Here is a 17,686-nt window from a genome sequence, read left to right on the forward strand (position 1 = left end):
CGAATGCGGTCGCACATCTGACCGGCCAGCGCATTCGCAGCATGCCGCTTTCGCACTACAAATTTGACGCGTAGAAAAGACGCCATTATCGGATACCAACACGACATGAAATCAAGGTTCAGAAGAGTCGTCGTGATGCTGCTGGCCAGCCTCGCCGTGGCCGGCTGCGTGACGTGGTTTGTGACCCGAACTCCCCCATCCCCCTTCGATGGGGAACTCAGCCCGGAGGCGCCGTCTGCCGAACTGGTCCGTCGAGGCGAGTATGTGGCGCGGCTCAGTGACTGCGTTGCGTGCCACAGCACGCCGAGCGGAAAGCCATTTGCCGGCGGTCACGAGATGGGAACGCCGCTGGGATCGATTTTCGCCACGAACATCACTCCCGACAAGGAGACTGGCATCGGGGGCTATAGCCTGGCTGATTTCGACCGGGCTGTGCGGCATGGTGTCACGCCCGATGGCCGTCGTCTCTATCCGGCGATGCCTTATCCATCGTACGCCAAGCTCAGCAACGACGATGTGCGTGCGCTGTACGCGTATTTCCTGCACGACGTTCGCCCCGCCAAGCAGGAAAACAAGCCTGGCGAGATACCCTGGCCGATGAACACGCGCTGGCCGCTGGCAATTTGGAACAGTCTCTTCACGGAGACTGCGGCTTACGAGGACAAGGCACCGGCCGGTGTCGATGCCAAACTCTGGAATCGCGGTGCGTACATCGTCCAAGGCGCTGGTCACTGCGGCAGCTGCCATACGCCACGCGGCTTCGCGATGAACGAAAAGGCACTCGATGAAAGTCATCCGCTCTTTCTCTCCGGCGCGCTTCTGGATGGTTGGTATGCCCCGAGTCTGCGCGCCGGTGGCAGTACCGGGATTGGCCGCTGGAGTGAAGAAGAGGTCGTTCAGTTTCTTAAGTCAGGTCGAAACAAGCATGCTGTTGTCTTCGGCACCATGACTGAAGTGGTCAATAACTCGACACAGTTCATGACGGACCATGATCTGAAGGCGGTTGCACACTACCTCAAATCGTTGCCAGGAGATCCCAAACGTGACGGAGATCCGTGGCAGTATCAGGCAAGCTCCAACGAGCACCTCGGACTTGAGCAGCGATTGGGAGTGCCTGGCGCGCAAACCTTTGTGGCCAAGTGCAGCGCCTGTCATGCGCTGGATGGTCGTGGGCAAGGTCAATGGATTCCCCCGCTGGCAGGCGCTACCTCTTCCACGGTGAAGGAAGCGGCTTCCTCGATCAACGTGACACTGAATGGGTCGGGGCGGGTCGTTGCCGGCGGCGTGCCCGATGCTTACCGCATGCCGCCGTTCCGCAATCAGCTCTCTGATAAGGAGATTGCAGACGTGCTGACTTTTGTCCGGACCTCCTGGGGGAACAAAGGTGGCGCGGTCAGGGAAGAAGACGTCAGGGAACTACGCGATCGAACCAACCCGGCAAGCAGCAACGTTATCATTCTCCAGATGCGTTGAGGGCGCCGACCAAAACACCACTGATGGCGCCATGCTCGGCGTATTCCTCTCGTCTGCACGGCAGCCGTCAGTGGCTTGGCCGCCCTCGGTACAAGAGTCAGGGCACATTAACGCGAACGGACAAGACTTATGAGCTGGTCTGACGGCTACTTTACTGGCCTGGCCTACACGTACGGCTACTATTCCCAGCTGAACCCGCTCCAGATACGGATGGCCTGTCTATCGGGAGGGTTCGAGCCGCCCGTGGTCGGCGAGGGGTTTCACTATCTCGAACTTGGATATGGTCAGGGCCTATCGATCAATCTCCACGCGTCAGCAAGCGAAGGTAGCTTCTGGGGTACCGATTTCAATCCAGCGCATGCCGCGGGTGCGCGTGCGATGGCTGACGCTTCGGGTGCGAAAGTGAGTCTGCACGATGACTCTTTCCAAGATTTCCTGGCTCGCCCGGAGCTTCCCGAGTTTGATGTGGTCTCGCTGCATGGAATTTGGAGCTGGGTCTCGGAAGAAAACCGGGAGATCATCCTCAAGCTGCTGCGCACCAAGCTGAAAGTCGGTGGAGCCGTGCTCGTTAGCTACAATTGCCTCCCTGGCTGGGCGCCCCTATTACCCATACGCGAATTGCTCTCCCTCTGCGCAGAGCGTCATGAGCGCGGGGCGGGCCAGGAGCAAGCGATCGTTCGCTGTATCGAGTTTGCCCGCAACATTCTCGAGGCGCAGCCTGTCTATCTGGCCGACAACCCTGTGGCCTCGCAGTACCTCGATAAGCTCAAGAACGGTGAGTTCAGTCCGAACTACATTGCCCATGAGTTCCTGAATCAAGATTGGAAGCTTGCAGGCTTTGCGGACGTCGCTACAGCGATGGGACGGGCGAAGCTCGAATTTGCCGCCTCCGCACGCTTGCTTAGCAATATTGACGCATTTCGGTTCACGGACACTGGCTTGAGGACGCTGGAAGCTATTGGCGACCCTATCCTCAGAGAGTCAGCGCGGGACCACATGGTCAACGAGCGGTTCAGAAGTGACATCTTCGTCAAGGGCCCCCGACGTATTCCGATGCCCGAACTCCGTGAACGGTGGCGCAATGAAAGATTCGTCATGACCACGCCGCGCGAGGACCTGCCCAAGGAAGTAAAGATTCCACTCGGGCATGTGTCGCTTCAGGACACCGTCCCGAGCACCATCGCCGATCTCCTCTGCCAGGACGATTATCGACCAAAGATGGTTTCGGAAATGCTCGCGAGCCCGATATTGGCGGGCGTTGCATTCGACGACGTTGTCAGAGCCATCATTGTTCTGGTTGGCGCGGGGTTTGTGAGCCCTGCTCAAATGCCAACAGCGCAAACGGTGGAGCAGTCAAGGCATCTCAATCGGTATGTGCTTCGTCGCGCCCTCGTCACCACGGAGCTGGAATACTTGGCCTCGCCGGTCACCGGAGGCGGCATTCACGTACCTCACATCTGCCAGCTTTTCATTCTGGCACTGGAGAAGGGCCTGCGATCAGCCAGCGACATCGCTGCATTCGTATGGGAGACGCTTGAAAGGATCGGGGAAAAACTCAAGAAAGATGGGCGCCGTCTCGACACACGGGACGAAAGTATCGCTTGCATTGAGCCGCTGGCTGAAGTCTTCACGCGTAAGCATCTGCCGGTTTTTATGGCACTGATCGCGCTATGACCTTCAATGGCACCGCTACTTGTTGGGAAAGCGTATCGCCGTGCGAAGCGCGTTATTCCCGATTCCGGGGCGGGCATCACAAAACCTGAAGAACTACGCACGTGGATGACCTCAACGAGGATCGCCCTGCGGCCATTGCGCTCGCCGCGTTGCTGCCATTTTGAACGCACCAGCCGGAGCTAGATACAACTTCATGGACAGCGGCATGAGGCTTACCGATGGCAGCATGTCTGTCCGCATGAGCTATTCGGCAATGCGCCGCCTCGGCGCGTTGATGCGCCGAATGCTGCTGCAGGATGCATCGGTCCAACTCGGCGTTCCCGTCGATACGCTCACCACCGCGCCGGGTAGGGTAATCCATGAAGCTTCCGGACGGTCGCTGAGTCGCGAGCAGCTCGCGCCGCAGGTCACGGGCCTGCCGGTACCCGAGCCCGCCATCGTGAAATTCAGGGACCGCCGGAGCGGCAAGCCGACTCGGCGCCTGGATGTGTACGAGAATTCGACGCGAAAGGTCATCTATGGGGCCAACAGCCGCGTCGAGGGTATGCTACAGGCTGCGGTTCAGTATGCGCCGCGGCTAGGCATGACACTCGGTGCCATCCGCAATGAAGACCAGGTCAGGAAGATGAGGAGCGTGCACTCGGTCCATCGCCTGCCTGGCGCGGTTGCGGTTGTCGCTGAAGGCTGGCGGGACGCCAAGGGCGGAGCCGAAGCCGTCCAGATTGATTGGATGGATCCGGGCTCCGACGCCAACGCGCGCTACATGCCCGCCGATGTCTTCGCAACGGCGTTGGGCGCCCAGCTTCCTAACGCGGACGGGGATATCCATGCGAAGTCGTTGGCAGCGTGATAGATGCGTTGCCGAAGGCCCATGTGGTTGCCAGTGCAACCGACCTGAATCAGGGGCAGTCCTTCTCCTACGCACAGCTGGAGCCGCCTTCGGTGCTTGCCCGATTCAATCCGGACGGCACGCTTGAGCTATGGGTACCGAACCAGGCGCCGGAAAGGTGCCAGGCCGCTATTGCTAAGCAGGCCGGCATGCCCCCCGATAAGATTCTCATTCACTCGCCCTTGTTGGGTGGCTTCTACGGACGGCACTTTCTTTGTGAGACCGCTGTGGTCTCTCTACAAGCGATCCAATTGGCTAAGGAGATTGGGCGTCCCGTCAAGGTAGTCTGGAGTCGTAAGGACGAGTTCCTGCGCGATGCCTGGCGGTCCATGGCCGCCGTTCGATTTCGCGGAGGGCTCGACGACAAGGGGATTCCTATCGCTCTGGAGGCAGCCAGCGCAACGGAAGAGCCTACCGGCAATCAAGGATAAGCGGAGTGGATGGCACCATCGCTGGATCGCCAGCGATGGTGCATATCGTGAATCTATCTGACACGCTCCACACGTACCGTGACCGGACCAGGGCGGTCAAACATCGAAATGTCGCCTTCGACCTGACCAAGCACCACAATCCCGGGTTGCGGGACGCGGCCGCTTCGGTAATAGATAACGAAGTGGTCGGATCCCCAGAGTCCGAGCGTTCCCTTCGAAAAATCGCGCTGGCGAGGTACCTCTGGCAGGGGCGACGGCAAGTTTCCGGTTTTCTCTTGACGGAGGTGATCTCGCATTTCGATCGTGATCGGCAACATCTGCAGCAGCGAGCGGGTTGCCTCATTGCTGGCGAGGGTGGCGGTTGCATTCCCCCATGCAGAGGAAATCAGGATTCGTTCTTGAGCCATGGAATTTCCTGCCGGCATCAATATGAGGCTGGCAGAGAGCAGGGAAAGCAACCTCCGCATTTGATGTTCTCCTTGAATTCAACTAATGGCAAGAGCTGACGATGCGTGACGATCTTCACTGCTGGTTCCAATCGCGTATTCGTGCCGTTGCTTGGCCACCGCGACCTTCATCTCCCTGGGCAGCGCCACGCTATTCTTCACCGCGAGTATTTCGGCCATGACACTCACTGCGATCTCGGCAGGTGTCTTACTGCCGATGTAGAGACCAACGGGGCCGCGCAGCCGCTCCAGAGACTTTTCCGTTTCGCCAAAGTGAGCGATCAGCCGGTCGCGGCGGATTTGGTTGTTGCGCCGGGAGCCAATCGCTCCGACATAAAATGCCGGACTGCGCAACGCCTCGAGCAGGGCCAGGTCGTCGAGCTTCGGATCATGGCTGAGCGCGACAATGCAGCTGCGGCGGTCCGGACGAAAGGCCACCACAGCGTCGTCGGGCATTTGCGTCACTTTGCATACACCAGGCAATGACCAGGTTCCCATGTATTCGACTCGAGGGTCGCAGACCGTCACCGAAAAGCCGTTGAACACGGCCATCGTGGAGACGTATTCGGCGAGGGCACCTGCGCCAATCAACAGCATGCGATACTCGGGGCCGAGGGTATTGACCAGGCGCTCGCCATTGAACTGCGGCGCTTCAGGCTCGGCAGAACGCTCCAGGCGCACGATACCGTCGGCCAAGTTCAGCGTACGCCGGACAAGCTCCCCGTTTTCCAGTCTGCTGACGAGCTCGTCCAATGTGTCATGGGATGGCATGAACTCCAGCGTGAGTTCCAGCGTTCCTCCGCAAGGCAGGCCGAAGCGATGTGCTTCGTCCGCGGTCACGCCATAGCGCACGATCCCGGTTGGAACTTGCGGCATGCCGGGGCCGCCATAGGCGGTCGTGTAGCGGTGGATCAGGTCATCCTCGATACAGCCGCCGGAGACGCTGCCGACCGCCCGTCCGTCTTCTCGCAGCGCCATCATGGCGCCTACGGGTCGTGGGGACGATCCCCATGTCCTAACGACAGTCGTCAGCATCACGCGCTGCCCTGCCGCGAGCCACTCCCGCGCTGCACGCAGGACCATGACGTCGATGTTTTCCATGTCAATTCTTCCAAACAGGCATATTGCGTTTGCCGGATTCTCACTCTTTCGCCGCAGGCAGCGAATACGCGACCAGCTTTGTTCCTGGTTTCGTACCGTAGTGCGGCCGGCCCCCTTCGGCGACCACCACAAACTGGCGCCCGCTGGCTGGACTGCGATAAGTCATCGGTGTTGCATTAGCACTAGTCGCAAGACGGCTGCTCCACAGCTCCCTGCCAGAGGCGATGTCCAGGGCCCGAAAGGTGTGCTCGGCAGCGCCGCCGATGAACACCAGACCGCCCCGCGTTGTCACCGCGCCACCGGCCGTCGGTGTGCCGATGGTGATCGGTATCATGGTTGGCAATCCCAATGGTCCGATGTCACGCGGCTTGCCAAGTGGCTTCGACCAGAGAAGCTTCCCGCTATTGAGATCGACCGCGCCGATCAGGCCCCACGGTGGCGCAGTACACGGAACCCCGAGCGGCGACAGAAAGTTCGTCCGGTATGCGCCATACGGCGTGCCCAGCATCGGCTGCTCGGCCTGGCCGCCGGCGTCCAGGCCGGGGGCGATCTTGAAGTTGCGGCGTGTTGCCTCATTTCGCGTGACCAGTTCGATCCGATCGGATACCTGCGTCCAGTTGACGATCATGATGCCCCGATCGACGTCGAGGGACACGCCGTTCCAGTTGACTCCGCCCATGGAGCCGGGGTCGATCAGGATGGTCTTGCCAAGGGTGACCGGCGTGAACATGCCTTCATAGCGGGAGCGCCTGAACATGATCCGGCAGAGCATCTGGTCGATGGGCGTCATGCCCCACATGTCCTTCTCGCGCAACTGGGGGCCGCGGAACGCCGGAAGATCGACGGATGCCGGCTGGGTCGGGGCCAGCCGCTCGCCCGGGGCAATGCCTTGTTGGGGCGCTGGCAGTTCCTGCACCGTCCTGATCGGCTCGCCGGTCTCGCGGTCGAGCACGAAGACCTCGCCGCGCTTGGTCGGCAGGATCAACGCGCGCCGCACGCCCTGTGGGGTTGGAAGGTCGGCCAGGGTAGGCTGCGAGGCGACATCGTAGTCCCAGATGTCGTGGTGCGTGGTCTGGAATCGCCAGCGCAGCCGGCCGGTTTCGGCGTCGAGCGCAATGACGGCACTGGAGATCTCTTCGTCGAACGGGCGTCGCTGCCCACCGAAGGCGTCCGGCGTCGAGTTACCCATCGGCAGGTAGACCAGGCCTAGTGTCTCGTCGGCGCTGATCGGTGCCCAACTGTTGGGCGAGGAGGGCGTGTAGACCTGCCCCGGCGGCGGCGCACCGGTCCGCTCCGGCACACCGGCGTCGTAGGCCCAGGCCAGTTCGCCGGTCACTGCGTCGAAAGCGCGGATGACGCCAGAAGGGCCGCCCCAGTACTGACCGTCCGGGATGCCACCGCCGACCACGATTTTGCCGCGGATCACCTGCGGGGCGGAGCTGACGTAAAACAGTCCGTGCGGATAGGGTGCGATTCCCGCCTGCAGGTTCACCAGGCCATTCTTGCCGAAGCCCGGACAAGGCTCGCCGGTCTTTGCGTCCAGCGCGGCCAGCGTCGGGTTGTGGCTTGGCGCGAAGATACGCTCGGCGCAGAGACCACTGGCGTCGGGAACCTTGTAGTACGCCACGCCGCGACAGGGTTTGCCGGAGGGCGGCTGGCCGTCGGAGACGTTACGCCGCCAGCGTACGCGCCCGGTCTCGGCGTCGAATGCGTGAACGCCGTTGTTGCCATCGCAGGCGTACAGCGTGTCGACGATCATGATGGGCGTTACCTGCAGGGCGTTCATGGGGCCGGGCACGGTTGGCACCATCTCGGCTTCCCAGACCTTGGTCAAGCGAGAGACGTTGGACGTGTTGATCTGGGTGAGGGGGCTGAATCGCGTGCCACCCTGGTCGTTGCCGTATGCCTGCCAGTCGTCGCGATCTATCCGCGCCAGCGGTTGGGGCAGGCGGGTCGGTAGCTGTGCCTGCAAGCCGCGCCGCATCGCCGGAATTTCGGGGACGCCAGGGCCAAGGGCATGGCTGGCGACTCCGAGCGCGACCGCCAGGGCCAGGCCGCCGCTGAAGACCAGCCAGCCCCGCGCGCGCCATGGTGCAGGCGTGCGCGGCGCGAGCCGTCTGACGGAAGGCAGGCATAGCAATGCGGCGAGGACAGAGGGCGCGATCAGCCGCGGCGCGAGTTGCCAGCCGATAAGGCCGACTTCCCATAGGCTCCAGGCCACCGTGCAAACCAGCATCGCGCCATAGATCCACACGCCGCGCCCATCGCCGCGCCAGAGCAGTAGTCCGCTGGCGACGAAAGCCAGGCCTGTCAGCACGTAGTAGACGGATCCTCCGCTTGCCACCAGTACTGCGCCGCCACCAGCGAGCGCAAGGCCAAAGGTAAGCAGGATCGCCGCAACGATCCGCCGTGGCCACGCACGCGGCGCTGTTGGCGGAGGGTTCAGCATCCGATGTCCGCCGGCCGACGCGCCGTCTCGCTGGTTGACGTCATAGGAGCTTGTCTGGCGTGATCGGCAAGTCGCGGATGCGCCGGCCGGTTGCGTGGTATACAGCGTTGGCGATGGCCGCCGGGATGCCTACCATGCCTAGCTCGCCCATGCCTTTCACACCCAGCGGATTGACGATGGTGTCGTCCTCCTCGACGAAAATGGTCTCGATGGTGTGGATATCGGCATTTACCGGCACGTGGTAGTGCTGCAGGCTCGCGTTCATAATGCGGCCGTAGCGGTGGTCGATCTCGGTCGCTTCCTCCAGCGCCATGCCGATGCCCCAAACCACGCCGCCGATTTCCTGACTATGCGAGGCCAGCGGGTTGAGGATCTTGCCGCAGGCGGTGATCTCTATCACGCGAGTGACTTTGACAGTGCCAAGGTCCGGATCGACCTTCACCTCGACAAACTGGGCTCCGTGGGCGAGCGAAGCGAACTTCTCGCGCTCGGGCGAGGGCTTCGAGTCATAGACCGCGGTGATTTCGTTCGTGGCGGCGCGTCGCATGAGACCGGCGATATCAACCGAGCGCGACGGATCGCTCTTCAGGCGCAACCGGCCATCGAGCATCTCGACATCCGCAGCTTGCACGTTTCGCATTGGCGAGCCCGCATCCTGCTGCGCCAGGTCCAGAAGTCGTGCGGCGATGGTCAACGCCGCACCGCGCACCGCGGAGCCCACGCTGGAGGTCGTCCACGAGCCTCCCTGTGCCGGCGCCCGGGGGTGCCGGGTGTCGCCGAGTTCGAATTTCACCTGGTTCATGTCAAGGCCCAGGAACTCTGCCGCGATCATGGTCATTACGGTATAGGTGCCTGGTCCGATGTCGCTGGTCGCGCTGGCCACGCTGGCGGTGCCATCGGCACGATAGGTGACGCGCGCGCTCGCGGGCTGCTGGAACGCGCCCCAGACGCTCGACGCCATACCCCAACCGACCAGCAGGCGTCCGTCGCGCATCGAGCGCGGCTCAGGATTGCGGTGCTTCCAGCCGAATTTCTCGGCACCGAGGCGGTAGCATTCGCGCAGGGCCTTGCTGGAGAACGGCTTGCTGCTTTCCGGGTCCACCTCGGCGTAGTTGATCAGGCGCAGTTCAAGCGGGTCGATTTTCAGCGCATAGGCCAGTTCGTCCATTGCGCTCTCCAGGGCGAACATGCCGCTGACCGCACCGGGCGCGCGCATCCACGTGGGCGTGGCGAGATCGGTCGCTGCAACCTTCAGCGGCGCATGGAGATTGGGGCAGGCATACACCTGCCTGATAAAGCCTGTGGTGTTGTCGGAGAACGATTCGAACGAAGATGTACTGTGGACGGCCTCATGGATCATGGCGGACAGTTTGCCGCGCCGGTCAGCGCCCAGGGCCACTTTTTGGAACGTGTAGGGCCGGTAGCCGTGCCCGGTGAACATCTGGGCGCGCGTGTAGACTACCTTGACCGGGCGCCTGAGCTCGCGCGCCGCCAGGGCCGTCAGCGACGGATAATAGTTGGGCTTTAGCGATGCGCCAAAGGCGCCACCGACAAATGGGGAGACCACGCGGATATGGTCGGCCGGGATGCCCAGGCCATCGGCCAGGTGCTGCCGGACACCGTAGACGTTCTGGGTCTTGTCGAATATCGTGAGCTGGTCGCCCTCCCAGAAGGCGATGGCCGCATGCGGCTCGATCGGGTTGTGGTGTTCGATCGGGATGCGGTACTCCGCCTCGACCTTGACCGCCGCGGTCTTCATCGCGGCGGTCGGGTTGCCCCGCGGGGGCTTCCCGCCGTCCTTGGGTTCGATACGCGCATGGTTCAGCACCGCTTCCAGGTCGGTGACGTGCCGCTCTGCCTGGTAGGAGACTTTGACCAGTCGTGCGGCATGGCGGGCTTGCTCGTAGGTCTCGGCGACGACCAGTGCAATCGGCTGGCCGTTGAAGAAGACCCGATCCGATTGCAGCGGCCAGGACCATTGCGGCGGCTCGCCGGCCGCAGGCGCTTTGCCCAGCCGGCCGGCGTTGAGATGGGTGAGGACGCGGATGACCCCCGCGGCCTGCTCGGCTGCGCGGGTATCGATCGCGGTGATCCGGCCCTTGGCCACCGTGCTCAGCACGAGAAAGCCGTAGGCGACATGCGGGACCTGGAATTCGGCCGTGTACTTGGCCTTGCCGGTGACCTTAGCGACCCCGTCGACGCGAGGCGTTTCTTTACCCAGATAGCGTGCCATGCGATTTTCCTTGTGTTCAGGCCATCCGTGCGGCACGCATCAGCGCACGCACGATGGAGCGCTGGCCCAGTTCCACCTTGTAGGCGTTGTGCGCCAGCGGGCGCGCGTCGCGCAGCGCGGCTTCAGCGGCCCGCCTGAAGGTGTCCTCGCCGGTGCGCCGCCCGACCAGCGCGGCTTCGCCCTCGGCGCTGCGCCAGGGCTTGTGCGCGACGCTGCCCAGCACGACGCGTGCCTGCCGGATGGTGTTGCCGTCGAGCTGGAGGGCGGCAGCGACCGCGACCATCGCGAAGGCGTAGGAGGTCCGGTCCCGCACCTTCAGGTAGTGCGAGTTGCGCGCGAAGTCTGCCGCCGATACCGGAAGCTCGATGGCGAGGATTAGCTCGCCATGTTCGAGATTGCTATCCCGCTGTGGCGTATTGCCCGGCAGCCGATGAAATTCGGCGATGGGGATCAGCCGCTCGCGGCCGTCCGGCGTACGTATGCGAACGCTGGCGTCGAGCGCGTACAACGCGTTGGCCATGTCGCCGGGATAGGTGGCCACACAGGCGTCGCTCCAGCCCAGAATGGCGTGGATCTTGTTCAGGCCCTCGCGCGCGCCGCAGCCGCTGCCGGCCTCGCGCTTGTTGCACGGCGTCGCCGTGTCGTAGAAGTAGTTGCAGCGGGTGCGCTGCAGCAAATTGCCGCCATTGGTGGCCATATTGCGCAACTGCCCGGAGGCACCGGCGACGATGGCTTGTGTCAGCAGGGGGTAGTTCTCACGGATCAGGGGGTGGTTGGCGGTGTCGGTATTGGTCGCCAGGGCGCCGACGGACAAGCCTGAGCGCGTGCGCTGGATCTGCCGCAGCGGCAGTTGCGTGATGTCGACCAGGCGCGTGGGCCGCTCGACATCTTCCTTCATCAGATCAACCAGATTGGTGCCGCCGGCGAGGAACTTCGCTTCCGCGACGGCCGCGACGGCAGCGACGCTGGAGGCGGCATCGGCCGCCCGCACATACTCAAACGGTCTCATGGCCGCGCTCCTTTCTGACCGACGCGAGTTGCGTCTCGGTCGCGAATTCCCAGGTCTGGGCAGTCTGACGCCCCGAGTGCGCCTCCTGGACGGCGGCGACGATGCCGGGATAAGCACCGCAACGGCAGATGTTGCCGCTCATGCGTTCTCGGATCTCGTCGTCCGTCAGCCGGGTCGTGGTCTTGCCGACGTCCGCGGTGACATGGCTGACATGCCCGCGCCGGGCTTCGTCCAGCAGGCCGACCGCCGAGCAGATCTGTCCAGGCGTGCAGTAGCCGCACTGGAAGGCGTCATGCCTGATGAAGGCCGACTGGACCGGGTGCAGTTGGTCGCCCCGCGCCAGCCCCTCGATGGTGGTGACCTCGCGCCCTTCGAGGGTCGCAGTGAGGGTCAGGCAGGACAGGACGCGCTTGCCATCCACCAGCACGGTACAGGCGCCGCACTGGCCCTGGTCGCAGCCTTTCTTGGAACCGGTCAGCCCCAGGCGTTCGCGCAAGGCGTCGAGCAGCACGACGCGCGAGTCGAGTTCGAGCGTCTGTGGCGCGCCGTTGACCTGCAGCGTCACCTTGACGACGTTCTGCGCCTTGATCGGGGCCGTCGCCGCGTCCGTGGCGAGCGGCATCTGTGCCAGCGCCGACTCTTGGGCGAGGAGGTTGGCCGCGAACAAGCCGATGCCGCCGGCGGCGGAGTGGATCATGAACTCGCGCCGCGACTGGCCGACGCCGACGAGTGCGGGCATTTCGTTCAGGAGCGCTGCTTCGTCGGCGTTCATCTCCTCCGACGGGTCGATCTCGAATGGATGTGACATGGCAAGGTCCTTTCTGGAACGCCGGGGGCTTTTGACGGATGTGCTCTCCCAAAACCGGCAGGCTGCTGCTTGCAATGGGAGATCTCAGAATCTTCGGCTTTGCGAACGAAGTACTGAACGCTCAAGCACTGCAGCGAGGGTGGGACTGTCGAAGATTATTGTCCGAATCTTTCATTAGTACCTCTTATAGGCGTAATCAGCCTGGGTTAACGAATGAGACCGGGCTCTTACCCGCGCACGCAGATAAAATGGCTGGCGGTGGCAAGGACCAGGCTGTTTGCTGGCACTGCCTGCGCTGCTCCTACTGCAAGCGATCCGCTTGTCAGAAGTGGTGGTGCTGGTCCCCGACATAGCGCCGGTGCACCGGGGGCCGTTCGTCGATGTGAAACGCCAGTCGGCGCTCGCGCAGTTCGGCGTCCGCGGCGGTATATCGCTCAAGTCTGCGCTGGTGCTCGAGCCAGTTCTCATGCAGGAAATACTCGAGATAGCATCCGTGGCTCGCGGTGTCCCGGAAAAGCCCCCAGGAGAGCGCGCCGCGGCGCAGCCGAGCTGCGCGGGTGAGTTGCATCACTTCAACGAATGCGGCGGCATGGGCTGGGTTGATCCGGTATTCGACCGTCACCATCACCGGGCCCTCGTCAGGGTGGACGCCGGACACCGGCTCGAGCACCTCATTGGTCGGGACGGGGTCAAGGTTGACATCCTTGCCGCCCACCGACCAGCGCCGCACAAACGGGATCAGCAGCGTACCGGCGGCCGACGCGGAGACGATAGCGGCCTGCACCCCAAAGCTGGCGGCGATATTGCCGAACAGCATCGCGCCAAGGGCGGTGCCGCCCATCAGCGCCATCTGATAGACCGACATGCCACGCGCGCGTACCCAGTTCGGCAGCGCCAACTGTGCCGCTGTCGACAGCGTGTTCGCCGTAGAAATCCATGCCATGCCGACCGTAAAGATGGCCGGAAGGGCGATCCACGCTGAAGGTGCAAGCGCTACACCGGCACTCGCCGCGGCGTGTATTAGGGAACCCCACACGACGATCTGATCCCGGTCGAGCCTTGCCCGCCATCGGGGCAGCAGCATTGCGGCGACGATGGCGCCCGTCCCCATTGCCGCCAGCAGCAGCGTGAACATGCCCGGGCCCGCGCCGCTCAGCCGGCGCGCCACCAGGGGCAGCAGCGCAACGAGGGCGCTCATCTGCAACGAGAAGAGGAAAACTCTCAAGGTGACCGCCCGCATCCGCGGCGATTCCCGCACATGCTGCAATCCGATGCGGACCGCACCGAGAAATCTCTCTCCCGGCAGCGTTGTCGGACGCTTGACGGAACGCCAGCGCAGGATCACGACGAGCGCCCCAGCGGCAACAAAGGCGTTGAGCACGAACACCCAGGCGGTGCCGGCGCCGGCCAGCAACGCGCCGGCGACGGTCGGACCGACGACGCGGGACAGATTCATCGAGATCCCGTTCAAGGCCAGTGCAGCCGGAAGCTGTTCCCTGTTTACCACCTCCGGCACGATCGCGGCAAAGACCGGCCAGCGCATGGCCAGTCCGATGCCATTAAGGAAGGTCAGGATCAGCAACAGTTCTGCGGTCAGCGCGCCGGCAAACGCAAGCGCAGCAGTGATCAGGGCCATCACCGCGACCCATAGCTGGGTCGAAGCCAGATACAGGCGCCGGTCTGTGATGTCAGCCAACGCTCCGCTGGGAAGGCCGAGCAGGAATACCGGCAGGGTGCTCGCGCTCTGGACCAGCGCGACCATTACCGCGCTGTCGGTCAGCGTTGTCATCAGCCAGGCCGAGGCAACGTCGTTCATCCACATTGTCATGTTTGCCGCCAGCCAGGCAAACCAGAGGCTCCGGAATACGGGGCCTTCGAGCGGCATCAATGCGGCAGGTAGTCTCATCTGTGTTGCCCTGGCAAGCAGTCGGTGCGGATATGGGCGAATACCCTATGACCCGGCGATACGGCCTATGGTACCATGGTTCCAAATAGCAAACCACGTTCCAATTACTGGAACTGTGAAAAAACAGGAGACCCGCCCCCGGGGGGCGGCAGTTCGTCAAGAACTTCTACGCCGGAGAGGTCGCGATTGTGACCTGTACATCATGGAGAGTGTTCGCGGTATCAATACCTTCATCCGGATCGTGCAGACTGGCAACTTCAGCCGTGCGGCCCGGGAACTGGGGATTACGCCGCAGGCCGCCAGCATTCATGTCAAGCTGATCGAGGACTGGGTCGGGCTTCGGCTTCTCAACCGGAGTACCAGGAAGATCAGCCTGACCGAAGAGGGCGCCAGCTTCTACCGCACCTGTGTCGACGCCTTTCGCTCGATCGACGATGAGGTGGAGCGCATGCGTGACGCTTCTGAAGAAGTCTTCGGCACGGTCAAGCTTGCTGCACCGGTCGGCATGGCTTCGCGCTTCATCGCGCCCGCGCTGGGGCGGTTTCTGGAGAAGTACCCGCGCGTGTCGGTTGACCTGATCGTCCAGAACAGGATTCCCGATGTTGTCGCCGAAGGCATCGACGTCGGCGTCTTGCCTCACCCGCTGCCCGATACCACGCTGATCGCGCGCCGTGTGGTGACATCACCATTTGTCCTCTGTGCTTCCCCGGCGTACCTGCAGCGCCACGGAAGGCCCATGACAATCGAGGATCTGGCGCGCCATCGCCGGATCGACCTCCGCAGCTGGGTGACGAACGCGGTACGGCCATGGCGGCTGCGGCGCGGAGACGAGATCGTTACCAGCCAGGCACGGGCGTGCCTGGTCACCAACGATGGCGACAGCCTCATCGAGGCCATGCTAAGTGGCGCTGGCATCGGGTTGCTCACGCGCTACCGCGTCATGCCATACCTGCGCTCCGGGCGGCTCGAAACGGTGCTGGATGGACAGGTCGACGGAGAACTCAGCTATTCCATCTACATGCAGCAGCGTAACCAGATACCCAGGAAAATCCGCGTGATGGCGGATTTCCTGTATCAGGTGCTTAGCCTGCATCCCGACCTGAGGCAAGAATGAGCTGTCTCGGCGCAACGGTGATCGAGCACTGCAGCAGCGGTGCGTGGCCTTTTTCCGGATTTCTTCGCGAAGCCCTATGCGCATAGCCCGGAGCTTGCGCGGAGCGATTTCGGCACTCAGCTCCAGGAAAATCTGACCTCTACTATCAACCTGCAGTTGAAGGTACTTAAAGACTGGGTCGCGATTCTGATGGGACCACAACCCTAGAATGGGCTCGTCACCTGCTGCTGCCTGACGACAGGCCGGCCAGTGTGGGCACCACCTTCAACTGGGGAGTTTGCATGAATTCCATCCATACCGATGTCGCCGTAGTCGGCGCCGGGATCGCGGGCCTGACGACGGCGCTGCGCTTGTCGGAACAGGGGGTCAGCACGCTGGTGCTGGAACGAGGGGAGTCGGACAAGTACATGTGCAACACGCGCATGGCTGGTGGCGCGTTCCATGTTGCCCACCAAGACGTGGCCGACGATGCGCAGGTCATCCTGGGCGCCATCACAAGCCGCACCGGCGACTCCGCAAGCACCGAACTGGTCGAAGCGCTGGCGAACGATATCGGAGAGGCCACGCAATGGCTTAAACGGCAAGGCGTTCGCTTTATCAAGGTAGGGCACGAGTCATATCGCAAACATACGCTGGCACCGCCCATTGCTACGCGTGGCCGTGAGTACTGGGTCGGCCGCGGTGGCGATGTACTGCTTCGCACCCTGGCCGGCGGTGTCGCCAGGCACGGCGGCAAGATTCTGCAAGGCGTTCGCGCCACCGCATTGACCATGCGTGACGGCGCCTGTGTGGGTCTGCATGCGCAGAGCACCACGGGCCCTGTCGCCATCGAGGCAAGGGCGGTCGTGATTTGCGACGGCGGATTCCATTCGGACATGGACTTGCTGCGCGAATTTATCAGTCCCGCGCCAGAGAAGCTCAAGCAGCGGAACGCGCAGACCGGCCGCGGCGACGGGCTGCGCATGGCGCGGGACGCCGGAGCCAAGCTAGTGGGACTAAGCCGCTTCTATGGCCATGTGCTGGCGCAGGATGCCATGCACAACGATGACCTGTGGCCCTTCCCGATGATGGATTTCGTCTGTTCGGCGGGGATCGTCGTCGACATGACCGGCCGGCGGTTCATGAACGAGGGTCTGGGCGGCGTGACCATGGCTAATACGATCGCGGCGCAGGCGGATCCGCTGGGCGCAACCGTGATCTTCGATGCGGACATCTGGAACGGGCCGGGACGTGAGTATCTGATTCCAGCCAATCCGACACTGGTGTCGAGCGGTGGCACGCTTTACTCCGCTACCGACCTCGGCAGCCTCGCAAGCCAGGTCGGGTTGCCCACAGACGCCCTGCAGCAGACGGTGGCGCAGTACAACGCCGCCGTAAACAGCGGCGCGACCGACAGCCTGGTGCCGACGCGCAGCACCGGAAGTTACGAGGCCTGGCCGATCCGCAAGGCCCCGTTCTACGCGGTGAAGCTCTGTGCCGGCATCACCTACACCATGGGCGGGATCGCGATAGATGCTGACGGGCGAGTGCTCGACACTGTCAACCGGCCGATTGCGAATTTGTATGCGGCCGGCTGTGCCACAGGCGGCATCGAAGGTGGCGGCGAGCGCGAGCAAGTCGCGTACATCGGCGGGCTCAGCCGTTCCACGGTCTTTGCCTTGCGTGCGGCGAATGCGATCGCGTCGACGCTGGTGCCGGCGTGAATCGCCGCCGCACCTTATCTGATGTCATCAAATGCCGTGACAAATTCTCGTCACAGCGCCGAACTTCCTCTCGATAGCGGAGTACCACATATGCAGGCTCACACCGACCAAGCGGCCCCGACATTCCCGGCGCTGCATTTCCTCGTCAACCACGGCAACGTACTCGCTCTACTACTTGCCTTGTGCCCACCGTGCGGTGCCTTGCTGTTCTGGGCCAACGGTGGCTCGTCTGCCTTCCTCATTGCCGGCGCACTAGGCGGAATGTTCCTCTACCTGATCATGCGCAGCTATGTCGATCTGGTGCGGGTCATCGTTGACATGCTGCTGCCAAAGTGAGTCGTGTGGCGCAACGCATGGCGCCAAGTCAACTGACACGCAAGACTTTTCATTGGGGTGGCCACGAATGATGGGATGCTTCTCTTCGGCCAGCGCCAGCGGTGCGCGGCTTCG

Annotated in this window: 14 protein-coding genes; 7 read left to right on the top strand and 7 right to left on the bottom strand. The window is 62.9% G+C overall.

Annotated features, from left to right (window positions below; all coding sequences use genetic code 11):
- Window positions 1-135 precede the first annotated feature (135 nt).
- The 4 genes from CF68_RS03015 to CF68_RS37620 all read left to right on the top strand — a co-directional run bounded on the left by CF68_RS03015 (window position 136) and on the right by CF68_RS37620 (window position 4,467).
- Window positions 136-1,473 carry a cytochrome c gene (locus CF68_RS03015; protein WP_235205655.1) on the top strand — a complete coding sequence of 446 codons (1,338 nt, stop codon included), beginning with the start codon at window positions 136-138 and terminating at the stop codon, window positions 1,471-1,473.
- Window positions 1,474-1,602: 129 nt separating this feature from the next.
- The gene (locus CF68_RS03020) at window positions 1,603-3,147 is read left to right on the top strand and encodes a class I SAM-dependent methyltransferase (RefSeq protein ID WP_035815937.1); all 1,545 of its coding nucleotides are present in this window, start codon (window positions 1,603-1,605) and stop codon (window positions 3,145-3,147) included.
- A 193-nt stretch (window positions 3,148-3,340) separates the two neighbouring features.
- The gene (locus CF68_RS37615; RefSeq protein ID WP_051591370.1) at window positions 3,341-3,997 is read left to right on the top strand and encodes a hypothetical protein; all 657 of its coding nucleotides are present in this window, start codon (window positions 3,341-3,343) and stop codon (window positions 3,995-3,997) included.
- Between the two features lie 8 nt (window positions 3,998-4,005).
- Window positions 4,006-4,467: a molybdopterin cofactor-binding domain-containing protein gene (locus CF68_RS37620; RefSeq protein WP_200872517.1), complete on the top strand. Its 462-nt coding sequence runs from the start codon at window positions 4,006-4,008 to the stop codon at window positions 4,465-4,467.
- A 53-nt stretch (window positions 4,468-4,520) separates the two neighbouring features.
- On the opposite strand, the gene CF68_RS03030 is transcribed toward CF68_RS37620, so the two are convergent.
- The 7 genes from CF68_RS03030 to CF68_RS03060 form a co-directional block, all read right to left on the bottom strand.
- The gene (locus tag CF68_RS03030; RefSeq protein ID WP_084187044.1) at window positions 4,521-4,874 is read right to left on the bottom strand and encodes a cyclophilin-like fold protein; all 354 of its coding nucleotides are present in this window, start codon (window positions 4,872-4,874) and stop codon (window positions 4,521-4,523) included.
- A 78-nt stretch (window positions 4,875-4,952) separates the two neighbouring features.
- Window positions 4,953-6,014 (bottom strand): XdhC family protein, encoded by a 1,062-nt coding sequence (locus tag CF68_RS03035; protein WP_051591372.1) that lies wholly within the window; start codon window positions 6,012-6,014, stop codon window positions 4,953-4,955.
- A gap of 40 nt (window positions 6,015-6,054) precedes the next feature.
- Window positions 6,055-8,463: a membrane-bound PQQ-dependent dehydrogenase, glucose/quinate/shikimate family gene (locus CF68_RS03040; protein ID WP_051591373.1), complete on the bottom strand. Its 2,409-nt coding sequence runs from the start codon at window positions 8,461-8,463 to the stop codon at window positions 6,055-6,057.
- 40 nt (window positions 8,464-8,503) lie between these two features.
- The gene (locus CF68_RS03045; protein WP_035815941.1) at window positions 8,504-10,696 is read right to left on the bottom strand and encodes a xanthine dehydrogenase family protein molybdopterin-binding subunit; all 2,193 of its coding nucleotides are present in this window, start codon (window positions 10,694-10,696) and stop codon (window positions 8,504-8,506) included.
- Between the two features lie 16 nt (window positions 10,697-10,712).
- Window positions 10,713-11,705: a xanthine dehydrogenase family protein subunit M gene (locus CF68_RS03050; RefSeq protein WP_035815942.1), complete on the bottom strand. Its 993-nt coding sequence runs from the start codon at window positions 11,703-11,705 to the stop codon at window positions 10,713-10,715.
- Window positions 11,692-12,513 (bottom strand): 2Fe-2S iron-sulfur cluster-binding protein, encoded by an 822-nt coding sequence (locus CF68_RS03055; RefSeq protein ID WP_035815943.1) that lies wholly within the window; start codon window positions 12,511-12,513, stop codon window positions 11,692-11,694. Before CF68_RS03055 ends, CF68_RS03050 begins: the two co-directional genes overlap by 14 nt.
- Window positions 12,514-12,835: 322 nt before the next feature.
- Window positions 12,836-14,419 (bottom strand): MFS transporter, encoded by a 1,584-nt coding sequence (locus CF68_RS03060; protein WP_035815944.1) that lies wholly within the window; start codon window positions 14,417-14,419, stop codon window positions 12,836-12,838.
- A 202-nt stretch (window positions 14,420-14,621) separates the two neighbouring features.
- On the opposite strand from CF68_RS03060, the gene CF68_RS03065 reads away from it, so the two are divergent.
- From CF68_RS03065 to CF68_RS03075, 3 genes are all read left to right on the top strand, one after another.
- Window positions 14,622-15,533: a LysR family transcriptional regulator gene (locus tag CF68_RS03065; protein WP_035815945.1), complete on the top strand. Its 912-nt coding sequence runs from the start codon at window positions 14,622-14,624 to the stop codon at window positions 15,531-15,533.
- 281 nt (window positions 15,534-15,814) lie between these two features.
- Entirely contained in the window at window positions 15,815-17,236 is a 1,422-nt protein-coding gene (locus CF68_RS03070; RefSeq protein ID WP_035815947.1) for an FAD-dependent oxidoreductase, read from the top strand.
- A gap of 90 nt (window positions 17,237-17,326) precedes the next feature.
- On the top strand, window positions 17,327-17,572 hold the full coding sequence (locus CF68_RS03075) for a hypothetical protein (protein ID WP_035815949.1): 246 nt from the start codon (window positions 17,327-17,329) through the stop codon (window positions 17,570-17,572).
- The last annotated feature ends 114 nt before the right edge of the window (window positions 17,573-17,686 follow it).

Source organism: Cupriavidus sp. SK-4 (genome assembly GCF_000611125.1).
Lineage (GTDB): Bacteria > Pseudomonadota > Gammaproteobacteria > Burkholderiales > Burkholderiaceae > Cupriavidus > Cupriavidus necator.

Excerpts from the sequence above, each read along its gene's own strand:
- CF68_RS03040 (WP_051591373.1), bottom strand. The coding sequence starts at position 8,463 with ATGCTGAACCCTCCGCCAACAGCGCCGCGTGCGTGGCCACGGCGGATC.
- CF68_RS03055 (WP_035815943.1), bottom strand. The coding sequence starts at position 12,513 with ATGTCACATCCATTCGAGATCGACCCGTCGGAGGAGATGAACGCCGAC.
- CF68_RS03070 (WP_035815947.1), top strand. The coding sequence starts at position 15,815 with ATGAATTCCATCCATACCGATGTCGCCGTAGTCGGCGCCGGGATCGCG.
- CF68_RS03035 (WP_051591372.1), bottom strand. The coding sequence starts at position 6,014 with ATGGAAAACATCGACGTCATGGTCCTGCGTGCAGCGCGGGAGTGGCTC.
- CF68_RS03050 (WP_035815942.1), bottom strand. The coding sequence starts at position 11,705 with ATGAGACCGTTTGAGTATGTGCGGGCGGCCGATGCCGCCTCCAGCGTC.
- CF68_RS03075 (WP_035815949.1), top strand. The coding sequence starts at position 17,327 with ATGCAGGCTCACACCGACCAAGCGGCCCCGACATTCCCGGCGCTGCAT.
- CF68_RS03065 (WP_035815945.1), top strand. The coding sequence starts at position 14,622 with ATGGAGAGTGTTCGCGGTATCAATACCTTCATCCGGATCGTGCAGACT.
- CF68_RS03020 (WP_035815937.1), top strand. The coding sequence starts at position 1,603 with ATGAGCTGGTCTGACGGCTACTTTACTGGCCTGGCCTACACGTACGGC.
- CF68_RS03015 (WP_235205655.1), top strand. The coding sequence starts at position 136 with ATGCTGCTGGCCAGCCTCGCCGTGGCCGGCTGCGTGACGTGGTTTGTG.
- CF68_RS03030 (WP_084187044.1), bottom strand. The coding sequence starts at position 4,874 with ATGGCTCAAGAACGAATCCTGATTTCCTCTGCATGGGGGAATGCAACC.
- CF68_RS37615 (WP_051591370.1), top strand. The coding sequence starts at position 3,341 with ATGGACAGCGGCATGAGGCTTACCGATGGCAGCATGTCTGTCCGCATG.
- CF68_RS03045 (WP_035815941.1), bottom strand. The coding sequence starts at position 10,696 with ATGGCACGCTATCTGGGTAAAGAAACGCCTCGCGTCGACGGGGTCGCT.
- CF68_RS03060 (WP_035815944.1), bottom strand. The coding sequence starts at position 14,419 with ATGAGACTACCTGCCGCATTGATGCCGCTCGAAGGCCCCGTATTCCGG.